This is a genomic window from Paenibacillus sp. FSL H7-0942, from assembly GCF_045040715.1.
GTDB lineage: Bacteria > Bacillota > Bacilli > Paenibacillales > Paenibacillaceae > Paenibacillus > Paenibacillus amylolyticus.
This window is the reverse complement of the sequence record NZ_CP150279.1, coordinates 4,767,158-4,792,630: the sequence shown is the minus strand read 5'-3', so window position 1 is coordinate 4,792,630 and position 25,473 is coordinate 4,767,158. Positions and strand designations below refer to the sequence as shown.

26 protein-coding genes and 1 other annotated feature are annotated in these 25,473 nt (G+C 46.5%); of the genes, 25 read left to right on the top strand and 1 reads right to left on the bottom strand.

Going from position 1 to position 25,473, the window contains the following annotated elements; translation table 11 throughout:
* Positions 1–127: 127 nt before the first annotated feature.
* The 17 genes from murB (at position 128) to MHI48_RS21270 (ending at position 17,953) form a co-directional block, all read left to right on the top strand.
* Complete coding sequence (gene murB / locus MHI48_RS21350; protein WP_340935203.1) at positions 128–1,033, top strand: UDP-N-acetylmuramate dehydrogenase; 906 nt, start codon at positions 128–130, stop codon at positions 1,031–1,033.
* A gap of 17 nt (positions 1,034–1,050) precedes the next feature.
* Entirely contained in the window at positions 1,051–2,334 is a 1,284-nt protein-coding gene (gene murA, locus MHI48_RS21345) for a UDP-N-acetylglucosamine 1-carboxyvinyltransferase (RefSeq protein WP_100527062.1), read from the top strand.
* Positions 2,335–2,392: 58 nt separating this feature from the next.
* Positions 2,393–3,160: an FtsQ-type POTRA domain-containing protein gene (locus MHI48_RS21340; protein ID WP_340028841.1), complete on the top strand. Its 768-nt coding sequence runs from the start codon at positions 2,393–2,395 to the stop codon at positions 3,158–3,160.
* 293 nt (positions 3,161–3,453) lie between these two features.
* On the top strand, positions 3,454–4,737 hold the full coding sequence (gene ftsA, locus MHI48_RS21335; protein WP_036614863.1) for a cell division protein FtsA: 1,284 nt from the start codon (positions 3,454–3,456) through the stop codon (positions 4,735–4,737).
* A gap of 150 nt (positions 4,738–4,887) precedes the next feature.
* A complete protein-coding gene (ftsZ, locus tag MHI48_RS21330; RefSeq protein ID WP_017687306.1) occupies positions 4,888–6,003 on the top strand; it encodes a cell division protein FtsZ in 1,116 nt (371 codons plus the stop codon).
* Positions 6,004–6,263: 260 nt separating this feature from the next.
* Positions 6,264–7,244 carry a sigma-E processing peptidase SpoIIGA gene (gene spoIIGA / locus MHI48_RS21325; protein ID WP_047843746.1) on the top strand — a complete coding sequence of 327 codons (981 nt, stop codon included), beginning with the start codon at positions 6,264–6,266 and terminating at the stop codon, positions 7,242–7,244.
* Between the two features lie 11 nt (positions 7,245–7,255).
* Positions 7,256–7,978 (top strand): RNA polymerase sporulation sigma factor SigE, encoded by a 723-nt coding sequence (gene sigE, locus MHI48_RS21320; protein WP_017687308.1) that lies wholly within the window; start codon positions 7,256–7,258, stop codon positions 7,976–7,978.
* A gap of 111 nt (positions 7,979–8,089) precedes the next feature.
* Positions 8,090–8,872 (top strand): RNA polymerase sporulation sigma factor SigG, encoded by a 783-nt coding sequence (gene sigG / locus MHI48_RS21315; RefSeq protein WP_017687309.1) that lies wholly within the window; start codon positions 8,090–8,092, stop codon positions 8,870–8,872.
* A 174-nt stretch (positions 8,873–9,046) separates the two neighbouring features.
* A complete protein-coding gene (locus MHI48_RS21310) occupies positions 9,047–9,439 on the top strand; it encodes a YlmC/YmxH family sporulation protein (RefSeq protein WP_017687310.1) in 393 nt (130 codons plus the stop codon).
* A gap of 51 nt (positions 9,440–9,490) precedes the next feature.
* The gene (gene pgeF, locus MHI48_RS21305) at positions 9,491–10,390 is read left to right on the top strand and encodes a peptidoglycan editing factor PgeF (protein WP_076250764.1); all 900 of its coding nucleotides are present in this window, start codon (positions 9,491–9,493) and stop codon (positions 10,388–10,390) included.
* A gap of 6 nt (positions 10,391–10,396) precedes the next feature.
* On the top strand, positions 10,397–11,098 hold the full coding sequence (locus tag MHI48_RS21300) for a YggS family pyridoxal phosphate-dependent enzyme (RefSeq protein ID WP_036614854.1): 702 nt from the start codon (positions 10,397–10,399) through the stop codon (positions 11,096–11,098).
* Positions 11,089–11,556, top strand: a complete 468-nt coding sequence (locus MHI48_RS21295) for a cell division protein SepF (protein ID WP_036614853.1) — start codon at positions 11,089–11,091, stop codon at positions 11,554–11,556. The genes MHI48_RS21300 and MHI48_RS21295 overlap by 10 nt, the downstream gene beginning before the upstream one ends.
* 7 nt (positions 11,557–11,563) lie before the next feature.
* Positions 11,564–11,830: a YggT family protein gene (locus MHI48_RS21290; RefSeq protein ID WP_036614851.1), complete on the top strand. Its 267-nt coding sequence runs from the start codon at positions 11,564–11,566 to the stop codon at positions 11,828–11,830.
* An 18-nt stretch (positions 11,831–11,848) separates the two neighbouring features.
* Positions 11,849–12,631, top strand: coding sequence for an RNA-binding protein (locus MHI48_RS21285; protein ID WP_036614847.1), 783 nt, complete (start codon positions 11,849–11,851; stop codon positions 12,629–12,631).
* Positions 12,632–12,871: 240 nt separating this feature from the next.
* Entirely contained in the window at positions 12,872–13,381 is a 510-nt protein-coding gene (locus tag MHI48_RS21280; protein ID WP_017687316.1) for a DivIVA domain-containing protein, read from the top strand.
* A gap of 57 nt (positions 13,382–13,438) precedes the next feature.
* Positions 13,439–13,731 (top strand) — a binding site (T-box leader).
* A gap of 598 nt (positions 13,732–14,329) precedes the next feature.
* The gene (ileS, locus tag MHI48_RS21275) at positions 14,330–17,428 is read left to right on the top strand and encodes an isoleucine--tRNA ligase (protein WP_405141691.1); all 3,099 of its coding nucleotides are present in this window, start codon (positions 14,330–14,332) and stop codon (positions 17,426–17,428) included.
* 165 nt (positions 17,429–17,593) lie between these two features.
* Positions 17,594–17,953: a DUF5665 domain-containing protein gene (locus tag MHI48_RS21270; RefSeq protein ID WP_405141689.1), complete on the top strand. Its 360-nt coding sequence runs from the start codon at positions 17,594–17,596 to the stop codon at positions 17,951–17,953.
* Positions 17,954–17,991: 38 nt separating this feature from the next.
* Here the strand turns inward: MHI48_RS21270 and MHI48_RS21265 are convergent, their stop codons facing one another.
* Positions 17,992–18,729: a TraR/DksA C4-type zinc finger protein gene (locus tag MHI48_RS21265; RefSeq protein WP_036614837.1), complete on the bottom strand. Its 738-nt coding sequence runs from the start codon at positions 18,727–18,729 to the stop codon at positions 17,992–17,994.
* 221 nt (positions 18,730–18,950) lie between these two features.
* On the opposite strand from MHI48_RS21265, the gene lspA reads away from it, so the two are divergent.
* The 8 genes from lspA (at position 18,951) to MHI48_RS21225 (ending at position 25,469) form a co-directional block, all read left to right on the top strand.
* Positions 18,951–19,445, top strand: coding sequence for a signal peptidase II (lspA, locus tag MHI48_RS21260; protein WP_017687321.1), 495 nt, complete (start codon positions 18,951–18,953; stop codon positions 19,443–19,445).
* Positions 19,438–20,400, top strand: coding sequence for an RluA family pseudouridine synthase (locus MHI48_RS21255; protein WP_370739101.1), 963 nt, complete (start codon positions 19,438–19,440; stop codon positions 20,398–20,400). The genes lspA and MHI48_RS21255 overlap by 8 nt, the downstream gene beginning before the upstream one ends.
* A 110-nt stretch (positions 20,401–20,510) precedes the next feature.
* Positions 20,511–21,764, top strand: a complete 1,254-nt coding sequence (locus MHI48_RS21250) for an LL-diaminopimelate aminotransferase (protein ID WP_076250778.1) — start codon at positions 20,511–20,513, stop codon at positions 21,762–21,764.
* 203 nt (positions 21,765–21,967) lie between these two features.
* On the top strand, positions 21,968–22,858 hold the full coding sequence (locus MHI48_RS21245) for a decaprenyl-phosphate phosphoribosyltransferase (RefSeq protein ID WP_047844436.1): 891 nt from the start codon (positions 21,968–21,970) through the stop codon (positions 22,856–22,858).
* Between the two features lie 18 nt (positions 22,859–22,876).
* Positions 22,877–23,509, top strand: a complete 633-nt coding sequence (locus MHI48_RS21240) for an HAD-IB family hydrolase (protein ID WP_036614827.1) — start codon at positions 22,877–22,879, stop codon at positions 23,507–23,509.
* Positions 23,510–23,535: 26 nt separating this feature from the next.
* A complete protein-coding gene (locus tag MHI48_RS21235) occupies positions 23,536–23,826 on the top strand; it encodes an EamA family transporter (RefSeq protein WP_197997836.1) in 291 nt (96 codons plus the stop codon).
* Entirely contained in the window at positions 23,813–24,133 is a 321-nt protein-coding gene (locus tag MHI48_RS21230) for an EamA family transporter (RefSeq protein ID WP_235431595.1), read from the top strand. The genes MHI48_RS21235 and MHI48_RS21230 overlap by 14 nt, the downstream gene beginning before the upstream one ends.
* 31 nt (positions 24,134–24,164) lie before the next feature.
* Positions 24,165–25,469, top strand: coding sequence for a DUF6080 domain-containing protein (locus tag MHI48_RS21225; protein WP_405141686.1), 1,305 nt, complete (start codon positions 24,165–24,167; stop codon positions 25,467–25,469).
* Positions 25,470–25,473 lie beyond the last annotated feature (4 nt).

Genomic DNA, 25,473 nt, shown 5'->3' with positions numbered 1-25,473 from the left:
ACACACAAGACGGGGCTGACATAAGATACCGTATAAATCGTGACCATCGTTCCATGGCGCCAGAACACGGTCTGTAACAACAGAACATACCGTGCTCATCGGTTTTGAAGCAAAGGAGGAAGCAAACATGCATCAGTGGATATCGTTACTATCCCAGAATAATGTTGGCAGAGTTCTTGAAAACGAATCGCTAGCCAAATACACCACATGGAAGATCGGCGGTCCTGCGGATGCACTGGTCATTCCCGAGAATAAAGAGCAGATGATGAATCTCGTTCAATTGCTTCACACGTATCAGATTCCGTGGATGCAACTTGGGCGGGGCTCAAACATGCTGGTGTCAGACAAAGGAATACGTGGTGTGGTGGTGAAACCAGGCGAGGGCTTTGATTATGCCGAATTTCACGAAGGCGGTGTAACCGCCGGAGCGGCGCATTCTTTTGTAAAACTCAGTGTGGTTGCTGTCAAAAAGGAATGGACCGGTCTGGAATTCGGCAGCGGTATCCCCGGCACTGTCGGTGGAGCCGTATACATGAATGCAGGCGCGCATGGATCGGATGTGTCACGGATATTCAAATTCGCTGAGATTGTACTGGAGACAGGGGAATTGGTACGTTACAGCAAGGAGGACATGGATTTTGCCTACCGCCACTCTGTTCTGCATGATCGGAGAGGCATCGTGCTGGAAGCTACATTTGAACTCCAGCATGGAGAGCGCAACGTCATTTCGGAAACGATGGCGGCTTATAAAGACCGCCGGCGCCGCACACAGCCACTGCAGATGGCATGTGCAGGTAGTGTATTCCGAAATCCACCGGGTGATCATGCAGCCCGCCTGATTGAAGCAGCAGGGCTGAAAGGAATGACCCAGGGAGGCGCACAGGTATCCACCATGCATGCCAATTTCATTGTTAATACAGGCCAAGCAACAGCAGAGGACGTTATCACCCTAATGCAGCAGATACAGAGCACTATATCATCTCAAAACGGTATTAACCTGGTACCGGAAGTCTTCGTAGTGGGTGAGCGGTAAACCCCGGAGGTGATACATTGGACAAATTGGTGATTGAAGGCGGGAAACCCCTCTCAGGATCCATACGCATCCATGGAGCAAAAAATGCCGCTTTACCGATTATGGCCGCAAGTTTGTTGGCAGATGGAGAAGTTACACTGCATAACGTTCCACACTTGCTGGACATTGAAGTGATGCTGTATATCCTGGAACGGCTTGGATGCACGTGTCGGCATGAACAGGGAACAGTGACGATTAATACCTCGTCTATCCGGTCATATGATGTGCCAGAAGATCTAATGAAGCAGATGCGCTCTTCCATTTTTTTGATGGGACCATTGCTGGCTAAGTTTGGGCAAGTGTCAGTGTATCAGCCAGGAGGCTGTGCCATTGGAGAACGCAAAATTGATCTTCACCTCCGGGGCCTGGAAGCGCTCGGAGCTTTGATTGAAGAGCAGGACCAACAGATTATCTGTCATGGGCACAATCTGGTGGGTACAGATATTCATTTGGATTTCCCGAGTGTGGGAGCGACGGAGAATATCATGATGGCAGCCGTTATGGCTAAAGGGACGACAACCATCTGCAACGCCGCAAGAGAACCTGAAATCCAGGACCTGCAACACTTTTTGAATGCTATGGGTGCAAGCATTATTGGTGCAGGAACGGATACAATCACGATCAATGGCGTTGAGAGACTGAAACCTTGTTCCTATGAGATTATACCGGATCGAATCGTTGCCGGAACCGTAATGATTGCAGCAGCAGCAACACGAGGCAATGTTACGCTTACACACTGCAATCCTGCTCATCTTACTTCACTTATACATGTATTGAAGCGCACTGGTGTTCAAATCACAGTTTGCAATGATATAATGACGGTGAGCTGTATGAGCCGTCCCAAATCAGTAGACCGTATTGTGACTTCTCCGTATCCTTCGTTTCCGACAGATTTGCAATCGCAAATCATGGTGCTGCTCAGTCTGGCAGACGGATTCAGTGTGATGAAGGAAACGGTATTCGAGGGCCGGTTCAAACATGTGGATGAACTGAATGTGATGGGGGCTGATATTTCAGTCGATCTGAACGCAGCATTTATCCGTGGTGTTCCCCGTCTGTACGGGGCTACAGTGGAAGCAACCGATCTTCGTGCAGGTGCAGCTCTGGTCATTGCTGGTCTGGCTGCTCAAGGCAAAACGGTTGTGGAGCAAGTGCATCATATTGACCGGGGCTACGATCAGATCGAGAAGTTATTCCAAAGTCTTGGAGCATCGGTTGAGCGACAGTCGCCCGTTTCGAAACAGTTGGATTTTGCCAATTAACGTCCTTGGCGTCCCCTTCTTGAAGGGAGGGGACCTGAGGCTTTGTGGAGCGCTACTTATGCCTAAAAGTCAAATTCCGGTTCTGAAGAAGAATCGGCCAAAAGGAAACACAAGCCGCAAAATTGTAATTATTCTCTTATTATTATTTATTGTATTGCTGGCTGTATTATTCTTTCGTTCTTCCATGAGTCGGATTTCGGCAATTGAAATTACGGGTAATGTATATACAGCAACTTCAGAACTGCTGGAGAAAAGCGGACTGAAAGAAGGCGAACAATTTTTTGGGACAAGTACTGCCGAGGTTATTGAGCGTCTCAAGACCATCAAGGCGATTTCCACCGTTACCGTGGACAAAAAGTTTCCGGGGATTATCCATATCAAGGTTCAGGAATATGCCACGGTTGCTTATGAGCTTGGTTCTGACGGTACGCTAAAAGCGATATTAGCCAGTGGGACAAGCTTGACAGTTCCGGCAACAATTGGTGTTGCTGTGGAGAAGCCCATATTGACCCAATGGAAGGCTGATGATCCACTTAAAGCCAAGCTGAGCCAGACACTGGCTAAAATTCCGAATGAATTGACGACGGATATTTCGGAAATTATTCCGAATCCAACGCCTTCATTTCCGGATCAGATTCGGATGTATACCAAATCGCAGTTTGAAGTGATTACAACCGTCTCTCTTTTATCGGATAAAGTGGAGTATCTGAATCAGGTGATTGAGACCGAACGGCCTGGGAAAATCACCATGCTTGAGGCAGATACCTATGTCCCTTTCATCCCGGATGACTTGGAAGATGATGCTGAACCAGGAGCAAGCCCCTGATCTTTGCCATCATGAGGCTGGACTGAATATGAAAGCCTAGGCAGGTCGGGGTTTGACCCCGTCAGAGCAATGAAACTTGTTCTTTCTGAGATGAAGAAAAAATGATACACTTGAACTTATGGCACATGAGTTGCCTCCTTCTTTTTTCTTCAATGTTTTATGTCTGGCAACCAGATTTTGACACCCAAAAACATTGTAGAAAAAAGAGGGAAAGCCTGAAGTGTGTTGAATATGTTTTAAGAGTGTTTAAATTCGAACGTAATTTACTATTGGAGTCAGGAGGTGCCACAGACTTGAGCAACAATGACATCATTGTTAGTTTGGACATCGGTACATCCAAAATTCGCGCTATTATTGGGGAAATGAATAATGGAACCTTTAATATTATAGGAGTTGGATCTGCCGACTCGGAGGGAATTCGCAAAGGTGTAATCGTAGATATCGATCAGACGGTGCAGTCGATTCGCAACGCAGTGGATCATGCAGAACGTATGGTAGGTATTCAAATATCCGAAGTGTATGTTGGAATCTCGGGAAATCATATCGGACTGATGAGCAGTCACGGCGTCGTGGCTGTGTCTAACGAGGATCGTGAAATCGGAGAAGAAGACATGGAACGGGTGTTGAAAGCAGCCGAAGTCATTGCAGTTCCGCCGGAACGGGAAATTATTGATGTTGTCGCCAAGCAATATGTTGTAGATGGCTTGGAGGGCATACAGGACCCCCGTGGTATGATTGGTGTTCGTCTGGAAGTTGAAGCAACGATCATTACGGGTGCAAAAACCGCGATACATAATCTTTTGCGCTGCGTGGAAAAAGCGGGTCTGAAAGTAAGCGATCTGGTTCTCATGTCGCTTGGAGCGGGTCAACTGGCTTTGTCCAAAGATGAAAAAACGATGGGTTCAGTGCTTGTTGATATTGGAGCAGGTGCAACAACCATCGCCATTTTTGAAGAAGACAGTCTTGTTGCAACATCAACGTTGCCTATAGGTGGGGAATTCGTAACAAATGATATCGCCTATGGCTTACGCACGTTAACGGATCAGGCGGAGAAGGTGAAACTGAAATATGGCTGCGCCTGGTTGGATGATGCTGCTGCGGATGTGATGTTCAAAGTCACCCGAATTGGCAGTAATGTAGACAAGGAGTTTTCACAGGAGGATCTGGCAGCAATTATTGAACCTAGGGTTCAAGAAATATTCCAGATGATATCCCAAGAAGTGAAGCGTCTTGGTTACAACGAGCTTCCTGGAGGTTATATACTAACGGGAGGTACGGTCTCTATGCCGGGGGTTCTGCAGGTCGCTCAGCATGAGCTTGCTGCTTCGGTACGAGTTGCAGTTCCGGATTATATTGGTGTGCGTGACCCCGGGTTTACAAGCGGAGTCGGCATATTGCACAGTGTAATTCGCAGTTTGCGCATTCGTCCCTCGATCAATAACGGCGGTGGAAATAACAACAACAATAATAACAACAAGAAACCCACCAACCGTCCGAAGCCAAATACGGCACAGGAATCGGAGCAAAAACCCGGTCTGTTCGAGCGGCTGAAGAATATGTTCAGCGAATTTATATAACAGGTTGGATCCATTTCATACATTCTTGAAGCCGTCTGAATGCGCCGGTACTAAAATAAACGCTTTCGTTCGTCGATATATGAAATTGATTCGGTTCAAATCAAAAATTGGACGGGCCATCCATGCACATTGAGGGGGAGATGGAATAATATGTTGGAATTTGATTTCGAGATGGAGAGCTTGGCTCAAATTAAAGTCATCGGTGTAGGCGGCGGCGGAAGCAATGCAGTCAACCGTATGATTGAAAATGGTGTACAAGGTGTTGAATTTATTACGGTAAATACGGATGCTCAGGCGTTACACCTGGCGAAATCCGAGCATAAATTGCAAATCGGTGATAAATTGACTCGTGGTCTTGGTGCTGGCGCCAACCCGGATGTAGGTAAAAAAGCAGCGGAAGAGTCCCGCGATCTGATCATGAACACGTTGAAAGGTGCAGACATGGTATTTGTTACAGCCGGTATGGGCGGTGGTACAGGTACAGGTGCGGCTCCGGTTATTGCCGAAATCGCTAAAGAGTGTGGTGCACTTACCGTTGGTGTCGTAACTCGTCCATTTACTTTTGAAGGACGCAAGCGTTCCAGCCATGCAGAGCAAGGTATTGAAGCTCTCAAGGAAAAAGTCGACACACTGATCGTGATTCCTAATGATCGTTTGCTCGAAATCGTGGACAAAAAGACTCCTATGCTTGAAGCATTCCGTCAAGCGGATAACGTACTTCGTCAAGCTGTACAAGGTATCTCTGATTTGATCGCTGTACCGGGTCTAATCAACCTTGACTTTGCTGACGTCAAAACGATTATGCACGAACGTGGTTCAGCCCTTATGGGGATTGGTGAATCAACTGGTGAGAATCGTGCCGCAGAAGCAGCACGGAAAGCCATTATGAGTCCTTTGTTGGAAACTTCTATTGAAGGTGCTCGCGGTGTAATCATGAATATTACGGGTGGCGTTAATCTGTCCCTGTATGAAGTGAACGAAGCGGCAGAGATCGTAACTTCTGCTTCCGACCCGGAAGTGAATATGATCTTTGGTGCCATCATTGACGAAGACCTGAAAGAGGAGATTAAGGTTACGGTTATTGCAACCGGTTTTGAAGATAAACCTGCTCCACCACCACCAGGACGTAAGCCAGCTCCAGCAACAGCGGAGACGACGGATACGCGTTCGCCGAACCTGCGTCCTTTCGGAAATCAGCCGAGCAATGATCAGCTGGACATTCCGACATTTTTACGCAATCGTTCACGCAATAATAACAACGATTAATACGCAAATCAATTTATTGGAAACCCGGTACTCCTTATGGAGCGACCGGGTTTTTCTGTTTATTTAGATATCATAGCATACAGCAATGAACAAATTCTGAACAAAGGGCCTGAGCAATTCCGACAAAAAAAGTTGGAACCACACCCCCATGATTAGACAGACTTTGAACAGGGGGCTCCGTATACTTGTGAATATGCTCATGAATATCAGGATATCGGGTACCGGTATTTCGATATGTTGCGCGCAGGCAGGTGAAGACTTTGGTTGTTTATGTGGATCTAATTTTTTTGACAAACCTGTGTATTGACGGTGCACTCATCGGAATGACCGCCTGGATGCGCAAGACAAAGCTGGTGTGGTGGCGATGGTTGCTGTCAGCCATTGTGGGTGCATTATACGTGGTCATGATGTTTGTACCGGAGTTTGATTTTATGTTCACCTTTCTGATCAAGTTCGGGTTCTCGCTGGTCATGCTTACGATTGCTTTTGGTTTTAAAGGTCTGCAGGCTTTTGCGAGGACGCTCGGTACCTTCTATGTGATTAATTTTGTCGCTGCCGGAGGTATTCTGGGTGTGCATTACATGCTTCAGAGCTCCGGTGAGTTGTTTAACGGCATTTGGTTCACGGCTTCTGGCGGTATGTCATTTGATCTGAAAATTGCTTTCTGGTTCACGTTTATCGTATTTTTTTCTATCCTGTTTTTATTCAAAGCTGTGCAGAGCTCAAAACGGAAAACGGATCGCATGACGACCTATTTGGGTAAAGTTGAGGTCTGCATCGATGAGGTAGTCATTTCTTGTACAGGCCTTCTGGATACGGGCAATCAACTCACAGATCCCTTATCGCGCATGCCGGTCATGGTAATGGAGGTTTCGTTATGGCAAGACATGTTACCCGCTTCATGGAAGGGTAGACTCAAGGACGAGGCGCCGGACAACCTTATTCTGGAGCTTGATCAGGAAAGTTTTCAGTGGCAGGATCGACTGCGGCTGGTGCCTTATCGGGGCATTAACAAAGGGACTGCGTTTATGCTGGCAATGAAGCCGGACCGGGTGAAGGTGACGATGGAGGAAACATGTTATGAGACGACAAGGGTACTTATTGGGCTGGATGGAGGTGTTTTGTCGTCGGATGGGAAATACCAGGCCGTGATTCATCCTGAACTTGTGCAAGACGCTGCTTCTGCGCAGTCTACGGCTCTCTCTGCGGGAGCAACAGAAAAGCCGCTGAATGTGGTATAGGAGGAACGTACATGCTTGTGAAATGGAAACTGGTGGCGCAGCTGCAATATTACCGTCTGTTATTTTTATTGGGACTCAAAAGTGAAGAGATTTATTATATTGGGGGAAGTGAGGCACTTCCGCCGCCTTTGACAAGGGAAGAGGAAGAATTTTTGCTGCAAAAATTATCCTCGGGAGACTCGGCCATTCGCGCGATGCTTATTGAGCGCAACCTGCGTCTGGTGGTGTACATTGCACGAAAATTTGAAAACACAGGAATCAATATTGAGGATTTGGTCTCCATTGGAGCGATCGGATTGATCAAGGCAGTTAATACATTTGACCCGGAAAAGAAAATCAAACTGGCAACCTATGCTTCACGTTGTATCGAAAATGAAATTTTAATGTACCTGAGACGTAATAGTAAGATCCGAACTGAAGTTTCTTTTGATGAACCGCTCAACATTGATTGGGATGGAAATGAACTATTATTATCCGATGTATTGGGTACTGAAAACGATACAATCTATCGGAATATTGAAGAGCAGGTAGACCGGAAACTTTTGCACAAGGCACTGGAAAAATTAACGGAGCGCGAGCGAATGATTATGGAGCTTCGTTTTGGCCTGACGGATGGGGAAGAAAAGACACAAAAAGATGTAGCCGATCTTCTCGGAATCTCCCAATCCTACATCTCTCGACTCGAAAAAAGAATCATTAAAAGACTCCGCAAGGAGTTTAATAAAATGGTCTGAAATACATCATTGGTCAGAATGGGTATTACTGGCAAGGGTGCCAAGTACGAATAAAAAAGCCTGCCCCGGAGATAATGTACATTAATGTTTCTCCTTGGGAGGTAAATCACGATGACCCGAAACAAAGTCGAGATTTGTGGCGTGGACACCGCAAAATTGCCTGTCCTCACCAACACTGAAATGCGGGAATTGTTTCATTCCCTTCAGCAACACCATGATCGCTCAGCAAGAGAGAAATTAGTGAATGGCAACCTGCGTCTGGTACTCAGTGTCATTCAGCGTTTTAACAATCGGGGGGAGTTTGTCGATGATCTGTTCCAGGTTGGTTGCATCGGCCTGATGAAAGCCATTGATAATTTTGATTTATCCCAGAATGTCAAATTTTCAACCTACGCGGTGCCGATGATTATCGGTGAAATCCGTCGATACCTGCGTGATAATAACCCAATTCGGGTATCTCGCTCCTTGAGGGACATTGCTTATAAAGCACTTCAGGTCCGTGACAGCCTGACGAATAAAAACTCCCGGGAACCGACGATATTCGAAATTGCGGAAGTACTGAATGTGCCGAAGGAAGATGTTGTTTTTGCATTGGACGCCATTCAGGACCCGGTCTCGCTCTTCGAACCGATTTATCATGATGGTGGAGATCCGATCTATGTTATGGATCAGATCAGCGATGACAGAAACAAAGATGTGTCATGGATCGAGGAAATTGCACTTCGTGAAGCGATGCATCGTCTTGGTCAGCGGGAAAAAATGATTCTGTCGATGCGGTTTTTCGAAGGGAAAACCCAGATGGAAGTGGCTGATGAAATTGGCATTTCCCAGGCTCAGGTATCACGTCTGGAGAAATCAGCGATACAGCAGATGCAAAAACATGTAAAGTCATAACACGATGCAAAGGCAGAAGGACGATCAATCGGGGCAGTGTATACCGTTGGTCGTCTTTTTGTTTTGGACCGTTTCCACATTTGATGAAAAACAGGACATTTTTCGCCCCTGAAACATATATTGTATAGAAGCGTGAAGAACGGGCAGAAGAGGAATAACAGGGGGCGGGAATGAATGAAAGTAAATACGAGCGAAGTAGCGGCACGAGGCATGAAAATCTCGGACTTTCAAACAAAGGATGTCATTAACATTACGGATGGTAAACGCCTCGGTCAGATCAGTGATTTGGAGCTGGATCTGAAGCAGGGACGAATTGAAGCGATTGTTGTGCCGGGGTACAGCCGTTTTATGGGTCTTTTTGGCGGGGGAACGGATCTGGTGATTCCCTGGAGAAACATTGTGAAGATTGGTTCAGATGTGATACTGGTGAAGATGGATGAGGTGAAGGAAAATACGTATGACGAGCGTGATCGCGAAGCGCGCCTGTATGATGAACAGCAGCATAACCGCACAGAGCGAGTGGAACGCATTGAACGGTCGGAACGTAATCAGCGTCGAACGATATAAATGAGACAGAATGTGGCTCATTTGGTACACTGGAAGTGGTGAGGTGAGATAATGGAACCCTTTGTATTGGATAAAGAATTACTTGAACGGACCAAGAACCCAAATTCAGATTTCGGTCCTGATCCGTTATTATTATATGTTGAGCCCTGGACACAGCAATTTGAACAGCTGTCAGTCGGGTTTACGACGAGACATGGTGGAGTTGGAAAAGTTCCGTATGCCACGCTCAATTGTGCTTATCATGTGGGGGATGATCCTGAAGTTGTACTTAACAACCGCAGGCTTGTAACCGAGAAGCTTGGCTTTGCAGCAGAAGCATGGACCTGTGGAGAGCAGGTGCATGGCAAACATGTGGCTGTAATTACCGCTGAAGATCGGAGCAGAGGATTACTTGATCGTCAATCTGCGTTGCAGGATACGGATGGATTGGTCACGAATGTGCCTGGTGTGCTGCTGACTTCTTTCTACGCAGACTGTGTTCCGCTTTATTTCTATGACCCTGTGCAGCAGGCGGTAGGTCTTGCTCATGCCGGCTGGAAAGGTACAGTCGCGGGTATCGCTGTATCCATGGTGGAGACGATGGAACGGGAGTATGGCAGCCGTAGGCAGGACATTCGAGCTGCAATCGGTCCGTCGATTGGGGATTGCTGTTATGAAGTGGATGAGGCGGTCATGCAGCATGTACGGGTTTGGTTTGATGATTCCCCGGTTAATGATAAATACAAGGATTCTGCTTCTAAACAAGCATATCGAGCCGTGAATAACGGTAAAACGATGTTAAACTTGAAAGAATGTAATCGACACATTATGATGAAAGCAGGAATAATGCCGGATCATATCGAATGTACAACATGGTGTACAAGTTGTCATCCCGAACTATTTTTCTCCTATCGGAAGGAAAATGGTGTTACGGGGCGGATGGCGAGCTGGATTGGGCTGGAAGAGAGGTGACCCTCTGTGTCATTGGAGGAGCGTATTCAACAGGTAAATCAGAAGATCGAGGACGCATGTCGGCGCAGTAACCGTCATCGTGATGATGTGAATGTGATTGCGGTCACGAAATATGTCTCACTTGAAACAACGGGATCGGTGCTGGATCATGGTCTTGAGCATATCGGAGAAAACCGGTGGCAGGATGCACAGGCCAAATGGGAAGCTTTTGGTCAGCAGGGTACCTGGCACTTTATCGGTCATTTGCAGACAAACAAGGTGAAAGACGTGATTGGCAAGTTTCGTTACATCCATTCACTGGATCGTTTGTCATTGGCGAAGGAGTTGGATAAAAAAGCAGCTTCACTTGGCATCCAAGTGGAAACGTTTTTGCAGGTGAATATTTCGGGTGAAGAGAGCAAGTATGGCTTACAGCCTGAACAGGCAAGTTCTTTTTTGCGTGATATTCGTTCGTTCAACAATCTCAAGGTCGTTGGCCTGATGACCATGGCACCTCATGAGGAAGATCCGGAGCTGACGCGTCCCGTATTTCGTGGATTGCGTGAGCTGAGAGATCAACTGAATGGACAAGCCCTTACAGCAGAACCATTGACTGAACTGTCGATGGGGATGTCCAATGATTTTGAAGTGGCCATTGAAGAAGGTGCAACCTGGGTACGGCTAGGATCGATTCTCGTAGGAAAAGAGGAGGGTTCACGATGGGCGTAATGAATAAATTTATGAATTTCCTCGGACTTCAGGAAGAGGAAGAGATTGTGGAACGTGAACGAATGGCTGCGCAGGAGGAAAATGAGGCTGAACATCAGGAAGCTGAAACCTCCAGTCTCGATAAACGTAGAAACCAAAGGGGGAATAATGTGGTGAGCATTCATTCCCAGAAAAATGTTAAAGTTGTCCTGTATGAACCGCGTTCTTATGACGAGGCTCAGGAAATTGCCGACCATCTGCGTTCGCATCGTACCGTTGTGGTGAACTTGCAACGAATTCGCCAGGACCAAGCGCTGCGCGTTATTGATTTTTTGAGTGGCACGGTATATGCATTGGGTGGCGGTATTTCCAAAATCGGCGGAAACATTTTTCTCTGTACGCCAGATACGGTTGAAATTCAGGGATCAATTACGGAAATACTGGCTGACAGCGAGCAAGATTATAACAGAATGAGGTGAGCCGTTTTTGGAGTCGTTAGTTAATATTTTGGGTTTTGCATATCAAATTTACTTTTACATGGTCATCGTCTACATATTGATGTCATGGCTTCCCAACGCACGGGAAAGCTTTATCGGTGAATGGCTGGGCAAATTAGTGGAACCATATCTAAGTCCGTTTCGCCGATTTATACCGCCTTTGTTCGGTGTGCTGGATATTTCCCCGATTGTGGCGTTGCTTGTTCTTCGACTTGCGCTTGTTGGGTTGATCTCTATACTTGGATATTTTGCATAATAGGGTAGGGTGACATAGATGAGCGGTGAAATTTACGAACATTTTAGCCATGATGAGCGGGATTTTGTAGATAAGGCTTCGGATTGGGTTGAGCAGGCGGGTAAGTATCATGACATGAAGCTAACTGACTTTCTTGATCCAAGACAGGTTTTTATATTACAGACTCTTGCCAATCGCCGTAACGACGTTCAGATTCGTCTGGATGGTGGTTACGAGGCTGCTGAACGCAAGCGTGCGCTGGTTGCACCTGATTATATGTATCTGGATGATGAGGATATGGGTATGCAGGTGCTCAGTATTACGTCTGATGATCAGAAAATCTCGGAGCTGGAGCATGGGGACTATATGGGTTCCCTGCTCGGGCTTGGGATGAAACGTGGAAAGATCGGGGATATCCAAGTGCTGGAGGACGGTTGCCATACAGTGGTGGCGGCGGAAACCGGCGCTTTTTTATCGCTTCAACTGAATCAGGTGCATCGGTTACATGTGTTCACAGAGTTACTTCCTTTGGATCAGATGCGATGGTCAGAGAGTAAACTGGAGACGATGGACATTACGGTCGCTTCGCTTCGTTTGGATGGAATCTGCGCAGATGTGTATCGGCTTAGTCGCAGTAAAGTGCTGGCTCCGATCAAAGCTGGTCGCTGCCGTGTGAACTGGAAAGTTGAGGAAGATCCCTCCAAATCGCTAAAAGCGGGTGATGTCGTATCCATTCAGGGATTTGGCCGCTTCAAGGTTATGGAACAGGATGGGATGACCAAAAAAGGGCGTTGCCGAGTGAAAATCGGCAAATTTGCCTGAGTCTGTTGCAGGAAAATCCGCTTTCTTGTCGAAATGTTTATCATAAAGGTGTAGAAAATACGCGGTGTATCCGATAAACATTAAGTCAAAGCTTTACATGAACGTTGGAGGATGCAATTCTGATCCTGCATTCCGTATACGTTGCCAAGGTTAGGCATCAACGATACGGCCCCTTGGGTGGTACCCATATGCTGCAAACCTTCTCTGGACGGGAAGGAACTTTAACAGGAGGTGGACAGCATGCCATTAACGCCGCTGGACATACACAACAAGGAATTTTCCCGACGTTTGCGCGGGTATGACGAGGATGAAGTCAATGAATTCCTGGATCAAGTCATCAAAGATTACGAAGGCGTCATTCGCGAGAACAAAGAGCTGAGCAATCAGTTGCTGTCCGTTCAGGAGAAACTGGATCATTTTTCTACAATTGAAGAGACGCTTAGCAAAACGATTATCATTGCGCAGGAAGCTGCTGATGATGTGAAGGGTAATGCGAAGAAAGAAGCGCAGTTGATCGTGAAGGAAGCAGAGAAAAATGCAGACCGGATCGTGAACGAATCGTTGGGCAAATCTCGCAAAATTGCTTTGGAAGTGGAAGAACTGAAAAAGCAGGCCTCGATTTATCGTGCCCGTTTCCGTACGCTTGTTGAAGCGCAGCTTGAACTGTTGACTCAGGATGGTTGGGAAGTGCTGGAGAGCCGGGAGCAGGAAGTGCGTGACCGTGAGCGGGAGATGAAAGAAATTTATTAGTCTTTCGCCTGGTTGACTTTTGTCTGCAAAGAGGCTATAACTATATTCATAATGAATAGTGATTCCATGACGGGTTCAGTACGTTATGATCTCATCCCTCAGAGAGTTGGTGGTTGGTGCAAACCAATGGATGAGTTATAGCCGAATATCTCCCCGGAGAAGTGACGCTGAAGCGGTAATTATGATTGCCGTGTGTAAGCCGAACCGTAAGCCGTACGTTATAACGGCACCCTGCAGTAGTTTAGCGGGGCATAAGCGCTGTTGATGACAGAGCATACTCAGGCTTGCCTGGATGTGGTTTGTGATGAACAGAATTAGGGTGGTAACGCGAGTATAGCCTCGTCCCTTTCCAGGGACGGGGCTTTTTTGTGTCCAAAAAAGGCGAACGTCCATGAGGCTCGAAGGGACCTCAAGGAGAGAGCCACCTGCCGGGGGAGCGAAGCACCCGGCACACGGGTTTTGCCAAGGCGAACGCCCATGAGGTCCGCAGGGACCTCAAGGAGAGAGCCCACCCGCCGGGAAAGCAAAGCGCCCGGCACACGGGTTCGCTAAGGCGAACGTCCCTGAGGCCCGAAAGGACCTCAGGGAGAGAGCCACCTGCCGGGGGAGCGAAGCACCCGGCACACGGGTTTCGCTAAGGCGAACGCCCATGAGGCCCGCAGGGACCTCAAGGAGAGAGCCGCCCGCCGGGAAAGCGAAGCACCCGGCAACACCCGCCTCGCGGTAAGGCCATGTGGCGTTCACGCAGGGAACAGCCGCATAATGGCCGCCACTACGCACATCCACCCCTCGCCCATAACCGCCACCGATCCGCCAACGACAACCCATCCCGGGTGTCCAGAGGGCGGAGCGCCTATGGGGTCCCCCTTGGCAAGGGGGATTTAGGGGGATTGAAACGCTTTTTGTGGACGGTCCACAATCCAACCAAAGAAAGGGAAGATAATGATCATGCAACGAGTTGACGTCAAAGAGAAGGCACGTGCCAGAGAATTACGCGTGTTAGATAAATGGAAAACGGAGAATACATTCAAAAGATCCATCGAAAACCGGGAGGGCAAGCCAAACTTCGTATTTTATGAAGGGCCACCTACAGCGAACGGTAAACCACATATCGGTCACGTACTGGGACGGGTAATCAAGGATTTTGTTGGACGGTATAACACGATGAAGGGTTACCGTGTTGTTCGTAAAGCGGGTTGGGATACACATGGTCTGCCTGTAGAACTGGGTGTACAGAAGAAGCTCGGTATCTCCCACAAGTGGGAAATCGAAGATTACGGCGTGGAGAAATTCATTAACGAATGTAAAGCGAGCGTATTCGAATACGAGCAACAATGGCGTGATCTGACAGAAGGTATCGGATATTGGACGGATATGAATAACCCGTATATCACCCTTGATAACAACTACATCGAGAGTGTATGGAATATCCTGGCGACGATCCACGAGAAAGGACTGCTGTATCGTGGTCATCGTGTGAGCCCGTATTGCCCATCTTGTCAGACAACACTGAGTTCCCATGAAGTTGCACAAGGGTACAAAGACGTCAAAGATCTGAGTGCTACAGCGAAATTCAAACTGAATGACAGCGGAGAATTTGTACTGGCTTGGACGACAACACCTTGGACACTGCCTTCACACGTTGCACTTGCCGTGAATCCGGATATGGACTACTCCCGTGTTCGTCAAGGTGATGAAGTGTACATCATGGCAACCAATCTGGTTGAAAAAGTGATGAAAGATACCAAAGGTGAGTATGAGATCATTGGTGCACTGAAAGGTGCCGATTTGGTTGGCAAAACGTATGATCCTCCGTTCAACTACGTACAGGCTGAGAAAGCCAACATCATTCTGGGTGCAAGCTTTGTAACGGATGCAAGTGGTACGGGTATCGTACACATGGCTCCTGCCCATGGTGAAGATGACTACCGTGTATGCCGTGAGAATGGGATCAGCTTTGTGAACATGGTGGACTTGGAAGGTAAATTTGTCGCTGAGGTTACTGACTTTGCCGGACGTTTTGTGAAGGATTGTGATATTGATATCGTGCGATATCTGTCTGAGCATGGACGTTTGTTCAGCAAAGAAAAATATGAGCACAGCTATCCATTCTGCTGGCGTTGTGATACACCACTTCTGTACTATGCGATGGACAGCTGGTTTATCCAAACGACAGCGATCAAGGACCAATTGATTGCCAACAACAGTGAAGTGGATTGGTACCCAGGTCACGTTCGTGAAGGTCGCTTCGGGAAATTCCTTGAGGATCTGGTGGATTGGAATATCAGCCGTGATCGTTATTGGGGAACTCCGCTGAACATCTGGGTGTGTGAGGAGACTGGCGAACAATTTGCACCACACAGCATTGCAGAATTGCGTGCTCGTGCGGTAGGTGATGTGCCAGAGAATCTTGAATTGCATAAACCATATGTGGATGACGTTAAAGTCATGAGCTCTTGTGGCAAATATGAGATGAAACGTACACCGGAAGTGATCGATGTCTGGTTCGACAGCGGCTCCATGCCGTTTGCCCAGCAGCACTATCCATTTGAAAATAAAGAAGTTTTCGAACAGCAGTACCCTGCGGATATGATCTGTGAAGGGATTGACCAGACACGTGGCTGGTTCTACAGCTTGCTGGCGGTTTCCACCCTTTTGACAGGCAAAGCGCCTTACAAAGCGGTTATGGCTACAGGACACGTTCTTGACGAGAACGGACAGAAGATGTCCAAATCCAAAGGTAACGTTATCGATCCTTGGGAAGTAATTGAAGAATACGGTACAGATGCATTCCGCTGGGCTTTGTTGTCTGACAGTGCACCGTGGAACAGCAAACGTTTCTCCAAAGGTATCGTAGGGGAAGCCAAATCCAAAATGGTGGATACGCTGGTCAACACCCATGCATTCCTGACGCTTTATGCTACAATTGATGGATTTGATCCACAGGAGCACCCGTTTCAACTGTCCGCACACAAGCTGGATCGCTGGATTCTGTCGAGACTGAACAGCCTGATCTTGGTTGTAGAAAAAGCGCTGCTGGTTAACGACTATCTGAACTCTTCCAAAGCGATTGAAGCATTTGTTGATGAGTTGAGTAACTGGTACATCCGTCGTTCCCGTGACCGTTTCTGGGGAAGTGGCCTGACAGACGATAAATTGGACGCTTACCGCACATTGACTGAGGTACTGGTGACTACTGCGAAGTTGGTTGCTCCGTTCACACCGATGCTGGCAGAAGACATCTATCTGAACCTTGCAACAGGTGAGAGTGTGCACATGGAAGACTATCCGGTAGCTAATGAAGCGCTGATTGATGCAGGACTGGAACAGGATATGGAGACGGCTCGCCGCGTGGTTGAACTTGCCCGTAACGTTCGTAACGAAACAGGCATCAAGACACGTCAGCCACTGTCCGAATTGATCGTTTCTTTGGATAAAGGGTTTGACCTGGCAAGTTATGAAGAGATCATCAAGGAAGAGATCAATGTAAAAGGAATCCGTACGGAGCATAATGACGCGGAATTCGTTGACTTTACATTGAAGCTGAACCTGAAGGTCGCAGGTAAGAAATACGGTAAAAACGTAGGGTTCCTGCAAAACTTCTTCAAAGGAATGTCAGCCGATGAGACGCGTAAAGTGGTTTCGGAAGGTGTACTGAACATCGTTTCACCGGAAGGCGAAGAGCTGCAAGTGACGAACGAAGAATTATTGGTTGATAAACAGGCCAAATCAGGTTTTGCTTCTGCATCAGGTTACGGTCTGACGGTTGCACTCAACACCGAAATCACGCCAGCATTGGAACAGGAAGGCTGGGTCCGTGAAGTGGTTCGTGCTGTACAGGATACCCGGAAACGACTGGACCTGCCGATTGAGAAAAGAGTACGTTTGACACTGGATGTGGATGCATCCCTTCAGGAAGCTATTCAGGCATTTGATGATGTGTTGCGTGAAAATGTTCTCGTAACCGAAGTTACATTTGGCTCGAATGAATCCATGGAACGCGTTGAAGCCGGAGGCAAATCGATCGGTATTTACATCGAAGCGTAATTCGGAGCATGTCCCATTCAATTAGGACAGAATATAGAGTATAAACAAACGAGCCGCAGAGGCAGGGACATATTCCCTGGTTCTGGGCTCGTTTGTTTTTTAGGCAATAAGGCAATGATTCTATAGTGCAGTCAATCTATATTGATCAAAGGAACTGACCAAAACATGAGCGAACATGACAAGCAAACCGCATCCACTTCACAACAAACAACATCAGATAATCTGAATTCCCATGACAAAATTGAAGAGTTACATACCCTGACAAACCGTCTGGCGAATGAACTGGAACGTTCACGAATTGCGCAATACACAGAATTGCTGAACAGGCCATGGAAATTGATTGGTCTTAACCTGTTGTCAGGAGCCGCACGAGGTGTGGGGATTGCGATTGGGTTTACCTTTTTCGCAGCAACGATCATTTACGTTTTGCAGCTACTTGGGGCGCTCAATCTTCCCATTGTTGGAGATTACATCGCTGATATTGTGCGCATTGTCCAGCGTCAGCTTGATATGAACACTTACTAAGCGATTAGTAATTAAAGGTGAAAGATATCAAAGTACATTTAGTAAATGTCATCCGTCTCCATATCCGGTTCTAACAGACCCTCGCCCTCACGGTTCTCCAGGTACTGACGATATTGCCTATTGCGCACGATGGAGACGTCATGACCATAGATGTCCGTGGCAACAAAACTTTCGTACGCTTCAACGCAGCCTTCCACTTCATCGGTAGCTTCAATCGCCATAACATCATAGCTGTCGATATCGCGTCCTTCAGCCATGGCTGGTGAGTTCGATGTGCCCCAACTTTCAACAATCTGCCAAGTGTCTTCACCATCGAAGCCATTTTGATCATCACGCTCGTCCAGACTGGTTCGACCAAATGCCGGGGCAAGGAATTCTTCCTCTACAGGGCGGTTCTCAGAGACAACGGTTTCTGGTTGATGTTTTTTGCAGTATTTGGTGTAGGGGACAGCTTCCATGCGTTCATAAGGGATGGGTTGCTGACAGACCGCACACGTACCGTAATGTCCTTCTTCGATGGAGTGCAGTGCAGAATCGATTCGTTCCAATTGGAATTCATCATGTTCCAGCAGGGAAATATCTTTCTCGCGTTCATACACCTCCGTGGCTATGTCACCAGGATGATTATCAATTGGTGATAATTCACCTGTCTGTAGTTTAAGGGAGTCTCCAAGGCCATAATGCTCGTTTTCCGACAGTCTATGTTCAATATCGCGCTTATCGGACATCAGTTGGGAACGTAAAAATTGCAGTTGTTCGTTAGTAAAATGTGACATGATTTTCCCCTTTCTGCTTTCATGCTGGAATCCGGATTTTGACTCTATTGTAGGATGTGCCATTGAGGGCAAGATTACAGAAGGGAAATGTTATCGTTTTTGCCATAAGCATTGCGATGTAGCGCGTCGTGGACGATTTCCAAACAGCTGTGCTACAATAAACAAGTCTGGCGTAAGCCTGGTATCGTTTGGAAAAGACAAGAACGGAGTGACAAACAAACGTGGTGTATTATATCCTCGCTTTTATCGTATTTTTATTGGATCAGGGAACCAAGTATCTGATTGCAACCCGGATGGAACTCAGAGAAGAAATTCCCGTCATTGGCAATTTCTTTGTTATCACATCACATCGTAACTCAGGAGCAGCATTTGGCATTCTGCAAGACCAGCGTTGGTTCTTTATCGTGGTTACGTTGATTGTGGTCGTCGCCTTGATTTGGTATTTGCAAAAGGTAAAAGATACCCCGCACAAATTGCTGCCTGTGGCGCTTAGTTTGGTGCTTGGTGGAGCAATTGGCAACTTCCTTGACCGGGCATTGACCGGAGAAGTTGTAGATTTTGTGCAACTTAATTTTGGAAGTTATACGTTTCCCATTTTTAACATCGCCGATTCGGCAATCTGCATCGGTGTAGGGTTGATCATTGTGGAGACGTTGCTTGAAGGACGGCGCGAAAAAGCAGCCGCGAAGATTGAAGGGAATGAACATCATGAGTAATCCGAATAAGGAACAGATTAACGACGAAGAACTAATGAATGGCAATGAACGTATGGAATGGACCGTTGCCGCTGAACATAAAAAAGAACGAATTGACAAATATATTACGGAAGCCGTGGATAACGTATCTCGCTCCCAGGTTCAATTGTGGATCGGAGACGGAATGGTTACGGTAAATGGTGCTGTAGTCAAAGCCAATGCCAAGTTATCCGAAGGGGATCTGGTTGAGTTACAGATTCCAGAACCAGCTGCTGTGGAGATCGTTGCCGAAGATATTCCGCTGGAAGTGGTATATGAGGACAGCGACCTGATCGTGATCAACAAACAGCGTGGTCTTGTGGTGCACCCGGCACCAGGACACACGTCGGGTACCCTCGTTAATGCACTTATGCATCACTGCAAAGACCTCTCGGGTATTAATGGGGAGTTACGCCCGGGTATTGTGCATCGGATCGATAAGGATACATCCGGCCTGATTATGGCTGCCAAGAACGATCGTGCTCATGCATCACTGGCTGCTCAGTTGAAGGAACATACGGTGAACAGACGGTATATTGCGCTTGTTCATGGTCATCTTAATCATGATCAAGGGACCATTGATGCACCGATTGGCCGGGATACCAATGACCGCAAAATGTATACGGTCACAGAACGTAACAGTAAACATGCCGTTACGCATTTTACCGTTACAGAGCGGATTAATGATTACACCTTGCTGGAATTGAAACTGGAGACAGGACGTACTCACCAGATTCGGGTTCACATGAAATTTATTGGTCACCCACTTGTAGGAGATCCAACTTATGGACGGAATAAAGGCATCAAAATGCAAGGACAGGCTCTTCATGCGGCCATTCTTGGATTTGTGCATCCAACAACGGGAGAATACCTTGAATTTTCAGCTCCGATTCCGCAAGATATGGAAGACGTGCTTGCCTCGCTACGCAGTCGTTAACAGCTCCAAGAAAGTACAAATGTTCGGATACTTTGTCCATGGCTTTGATCACGCAAATGCTTCATATTAAAGTGTAGAAATTTGCGTCAAATGAGGAGATGAACAACGTTATGAGTATCGATAAATACCAAGAAACTTACATTCAGACTAATTTTGCCGACCGTATCGGTGGCTCCAACTATGGTAAAGACACGAACATTTATAAATTCGAGAAAATCAAACGTGCCAAAGCTTCGGCCAAAAAAGATTTTCCCGATGTGGAACTGATTGACCTTGGTGTAGGTGAACCGGACGAAATGGCGGATGCAGGCATTGTAGCTGCACTTGCAGAAGAAGCTTCCAGACCTGAGAACCGTGGTTATGCCGACAATGGTATTCCTGAATTCAAAGCTGCTGCTGCTTCCTACCTGAAAAACGTATTCAACGTAGAAGGTATCGATGCAGATACTGAGATCGTGCACTCCATTGGTTCAAAACCGGCTTTGGCGATGATGCCTTCATGCTTCATCAATCCGGGTGATGTGACGATCATGACCGTTCCAGGTTACCCGGTTATGGGTACACATACGAAGTATCTGGGTGGAGAAGTGTTCAACATCCAGTTGACGAAAGAGAACAACTTCTTGCCTGATCTGACGGCTATCCCGGAAGACATCGCAAAACGTGCGAAGTTGCTCTACCTGAACTATCCGAACAACCCAACAGGCGCAAGCGCGACGGTGGAGTTCTTCACTGAAGTCGTTGAATGGGCTAAGAAATATAATGTTGTGGTTGTACATGATGCTCCATATGCAGCATTGACGTATGATGGCAAAAAACCATTCAGCTTTCTCTCGGTACCTGGTGCGAAGGATGTCGGCGTAGAGCTGCACTCTCTGTCCAAGTCTTACAACATGACAGGTTGGAGAATCGGATTTGTAGCGGGTAACCCGCTTGTAGTCAAAGCATTCAGCGACGTGAAGGACAACAATGACTCCGGTCAGTTCATCGCGATTCAAAAGGCTGCTGCTTATGGATTGAATCACCCTGAAATTACGGAAAAAATTGCAGAGAAATATTCCCGTCGTCATGACATGCTCGTTGCCGCATTGAACGATTTGGGCTTCCAGGCTGAAAAACCTAAAGGTTCATTCTTCCTGTATGTAGAAGCACCAAAAGGTGTGGTTGGCGGACGTCGCTTCGAATCCGGCGAAGATTTCTCCCAATTCCTGATTCGTGAGAAACTGATCTCATCCGTACCTTGGGATGATGCGGGTAACTTTGTTCGTTTCTCTGTAACCTTTGAAGCGAAGGGTGAAGAGGAAGAGAAACGTGTTATTGCTGAGATCAAACGTCGTCTGAGCGACGTACAATTTGAATTTTAATCGCATCACCCAATAGTTAAATCATGTACTAACGAAGAGACCGGAAACGGTCTCTTTTTTTATGCCCATATTAGAATTTTTTCATTTACTCCCTTTACAAAATTATACAAGCAACATATGATTAGATCTTTACGTTATTTGTTATATACAGAAGTTGTTGTTGAAGGGAGTTATTACAATTGTTATCATCACGAACAAGTACGGTGTCCTCACCGGCTACAGGAACAGGCAGTACAGTGTCAGGATTATTCAGATTGTTAAGACCCAAACAGTGGACTAAAAATCTGCTGTTATTTGCTGCGTTACTATTTTCTTTTGAGGAGATTCGGACTGAAACCATTCTTGCGACGTTGCTTGGTTTTATTCTATTTAGCCTTGTTGCAGGCTGTGTGTATATTTTAAATGACTTTGTAGACCGGGACAGGGATCGACAGCATCCGGTGAAAAGGTATCGTCCTATGGCTTCTGGGCAGGTGAATCCGAGTCATGCTTTGTTGTTTGGCATTATTCTATTAATCCTTTCCGTAGGAACGGCCTTCATGATGAACCCTCTATTCGGGGTGTTATGTATCGTCTATTTCCTGTTGAATGTATCGTATTCATTTGTGCTGAAACATCTCGTTATCCTGGATATGATGACCATTGCAGCCGGCTTTGTACTTCGTGCCATTGCAGGTGGTGTGCTGATCCATGTGCCATTCACACCGTGGTTTTTGATCTGTACAATGCTGTTGTCGTTGTTTTTGGCCATTGGAAAACGCAGAAATGAACTCACGTTGCTTGAGGGAAACACGGGATCACATCGTAAGGTTTTAGATAACTACTCCATTACGTTACTGGATCAATTCAATACAATTGTGACGACAGCTACGATTATCAGTTATTCCCTGTTCACATTCACTTCAGATCGAACCATTCATCTCATGTGGACGATTCCATTGGTCATTTACGGCATGTTCCGTTACCTGTATCTGATCCACATGAAAAACCAGGGAGGTTCGCCCGATCGTGTGCTGTTTGAGGACAAGCCTATATTAATTACGGTTATGTTGTATGTGATAAGTGTTGTTACAATCTTTGCAATCTTTGAATAAAGGCTGAGGGGGATCAGGGTGAAAAGCACGAAAGTCGCAATTTTTGATATTGATAAAACGATCATACGCAGTGATTCCATGTTTCAATTTGTGCATTACGGTGTTCGCCGTTACCCGTGGCAGGTATGGAGATTACCTGTCATTGCATTACATACCGTGTTATTCAAGGCAGGCTTCATGACGGTTGAACAAGTCAAACGATCCTACTTTCAAGAAATTGAGCGTATGTCTGAAAAAGATCTCGAACATTTCTTTGATACTCGCTTGCGTACGTCCATTTTTGCCGAGGCCAGTGTAGAGATGCAACATCGCAAAGAAGCAGGGTATCATGTCTTGCTGGTAACTGCATCTCCGCATGCCTATATGAAATACTTTAATAATTTTCCCTGGGTGGATCATGTAATTGGAACTGAACTTGTCCGTCATGAGAATGGTTACACATGCAGAGTTGATGGCAGCAATTGCAAAGGGGAAGAGAAGGTACGCCGAATTCAGGCTTATCTGAGTGAAAAGAATATGGTCATTGATTATGACCAGTCATGTTCCTACTCGGACTCCTTATCCGACCTTCCCGTCATGCAACTTGTGAGTCAACGATACTTTATTAACAAGCGTGTTCCGGACATGGAGGCATTAACGTGGGGGAAATAAAATCGCGTCATACTGGTAAATGGTTAATGCTCGTTTCCGCTTTTCTGACAGCAACGGGTCAATTGTTCTGGAAATGGGGACTAACCGAGTGGATTTACCTGGGTGTAGGTTTTCTGTGTTATGGACTTGGAGCGATTTTGATGATTAAAGCTTTTGCTCTGGAAAAACTCTCAGTTGCTTATCCTCTGATGTGTGCCAGCTATGTATTTGCCTTAATCTATGGGTATTTTTTGCTTGGGGAAGAAATTACGGTGCAGAAGCTGGCAGCAGTTGTGTTGCTTGGAATCGGGGTGACACTAACCAGTGTTGATCGATAGCTGGATGGTTGCCGTATTAATTGTCATGACGTTGTGTGGTGCACTGGGTGGGGCCGGACTGAAAGCTTATGCTTCCAGTCGCAATCGTCTGCATGTACTCATGGGACTTGGATTCTACGGAACGGGCGCGTTGCTGAATATTGTATTGCTGAAGTTTCTTCCATTAACCGTAGTGTTGCCTGCAAACGCATTAACATATGTGTGGACTCTTATCATAGCTCGGCTGATATTTAAAGAGACCGTGGGCCCTTTACGCTGGATAGGCGTGGCATGTATTATGGGTGGCCTATGTTTATTGGTATTTTAGAACTTAATTAATCAGGATGTGAAATGAAAGCATGAACTTTTTAGATTACTTATTTTATAATCGCAGAGCCAACTGGACAGCTTTTTACCTGTTTGCGGGATTTGCTCTGTTCTATGGTTTAATGAACGGCTCGTATGTTCTGTACATTGAAAATAATGCAGAGGTGCTTGGGGCGTATACCCCATTTAATACAACGCTGTTTCCAATCAATTTATTCAACTTTGATCCTTCAATGTATTATGGGGACAACAGTTCTTCAGTGATCCATCCGCTGATTTCCTTTCTCGCTGTCACCCTTGCGGCTGTAGCGAAACTGCTGGGAGGCAACTGGTTCTTTCTAATCCTGCAATCGCTGGTGAATGCGGGTTCGGTGGTGCTGGCGTATCTGTTCCTGAGTCAAAAAGAAGATAAACCGACCATCGTACCGCTACTGTTTGCCTTATTGTTTGGTTTCAGTTCCTACTTAATGTTTACTGCATTGATCCCGGATTCGTATCCTTATGTACAGTTCGTTATTCTGTTGTCGGTGGTTTACATGCAGTATACTCGTGAGCGTCAGGACGTACGTTATGTACCCAATGCATTGCTTACATCGATTAACTTTGGACTAACCTCGACCAATATCGTACCATTTGCTGCTGCCACATTCTTCAATATGCATGCATGGCGCAATAAGGCGAATTTGAAAAAATACATCGGTATCATGGCATTAGCGGTTCTGATCATCGTCGTATTAACTGGCGTCCAGTACGTTGCCTTTGGAGGTCGCAGCTGGGTTAGTAACTGGCTGATGGGCATTCAAAATGGTGGAACCAGCTATGCAACGCCATTCCAGTTCGCTGTTCACTGGAAAGCATTGAACATGTTAACTATTAATCCGATGCTGACACCGAAAATGCATTTACTGGACCCGGGCATGGCGGCCTTTGTTACGGATCTATCCCGTTCCAATCCAATCTATGTGCAGATGACAGGTATCTTTATTTTACTACTGGCATTCATGGGCTTCATTAAGGGCATTCGTGAACGTGAAGTATGGACCCTTGTGCCATATATTCTGTTTGCCTTTTTGCTTCATGTCGTCGTGGGCTTTGGTCTGGCTGTATTTCAATACGATATGTACCTGTATGCGGGGCACTATCTGTTTGTGTTCTTCCTGTTGGGTGGAGGTTTTGTGATCAGCCTTCGTCCGGGATTGGGGAAAAAAGTGGTTATAGGCTTGATCATGTTATGTGTTATCGTCACGGCAAGTAACAACATCTATCGCCATGTAGAAACATTAACAACAATCAAACAATCCTATGATCAGTTGGAACAGGAACGCTCAGTGAATTAATCAA

Coding starts and splice junctions, on each gene's coding strand:
- MHI48_RS21235 (WP_197997836.1), top strand. CDS start 23,536: ATGCTCGTTTCCGCTTTTCTGACAGCAACGGGTCAATTGTTCTGGAAA.
- MHI48_RS21285 (WP_036614847.1), top strand. CDS start 11,849: ATGAGCGGTGAAATTTACGAACATTTTAGCCATGATGAGCGGGATTTT.
- MHI48_RS21270 (WP_405141689.1), top strand. CDS start 17,594: ATGAGCGAACATGACAAGCAAACCGCATCCACTTCACAACAAACAACA.
- sigE (WP_017687308.1), top strand. CDS start 7,256: ATGCTTGTGAAATGGAAACTGGTGGCGCAGCTGCAATATTACCGTCTG.
- murB (WP_340935203.1), top strand. CDS start 128: ATGCATCAGTGGATATCGTTACTATCCCAGAATAATGTTGGCAGAGTT.
- MHI48_RS21255 (WP_370739101.1), top strand. CDS start 19,438: ATGAGTAATCCGAATAAGGAACAGATTAACGACGAAGAACTAATGAAT.
- MHI48_RS21265 (WP_036614837.1), bottom strand. CDS start 18,729: ATGTCACATTTTACTAACGAACAACTGCAATTTTTACGTTCCCAACTG.
- MHI48_RS21310 (WP_017687310.1), top strand. CDS start 9,047: ATGAAAGTAAATACGAGCGAAGTAGCGGCACGAGGCATGAAAATCTCG.
- MHI48_RS21225 (WP_405141686.1), top strand. CDS start 24,165: ATGAACTTTTTAGATTACTTATTTTATAATCGCAGAGCCAACTGGACA.
- MHI48_RS21295 (WP_036614853.1), top strand. CDS start 11,089: ATGGGCGTAATGAATAAATTTATGAATTTCCTCGGACTTCAGGAAGAG.
- pgeF (WP_076250764.1), top strand. CDS start 9,491: ATGGAACCCTTTGTATTGGATAAAGAATTACTTGAACGGACCAAGAAC.
- sigG (WP_017687309.1), top strand. CDS start 8,090: ATGACCCGAAACAAAGTCGAGATTTGTGGCGTGGACACCGCAAAATTG.
- ileS (WP_405141691.1), top strand. CDS start 14,330: ATGCAACGAGTTGACGTCAAAGAGAAGGCACGTGCCAGAGAATTACGC.
- MHI48_RS21280 (WP_017687316.1), top strand. CDS start 12,872: ATGCCATTAACGCCGCTGGACATACACAACAAGGAATTTTCCCGACGT.
- MHI48_RS21250 (WP_076250778.1), top strand. CDS start 20,511: ATGAGTATCGATAAATACCAAGAAACTTACATTCAGACTAATTTTGCC.
- ftsZ (WP_017687306.1), top strand. CDS start 4,888: ATGTTGGAATTTGATTTCGAGATGGAGAGCTTGGCTCAAATTAAAGTC.
- MHI48_RS21340 (WP_340028841.1), top strand. CDS start 2,393: ATGCCTAAAAGTCAAATTCCGGTTCTGAAGAAGAATCGGCCAAAAGGA.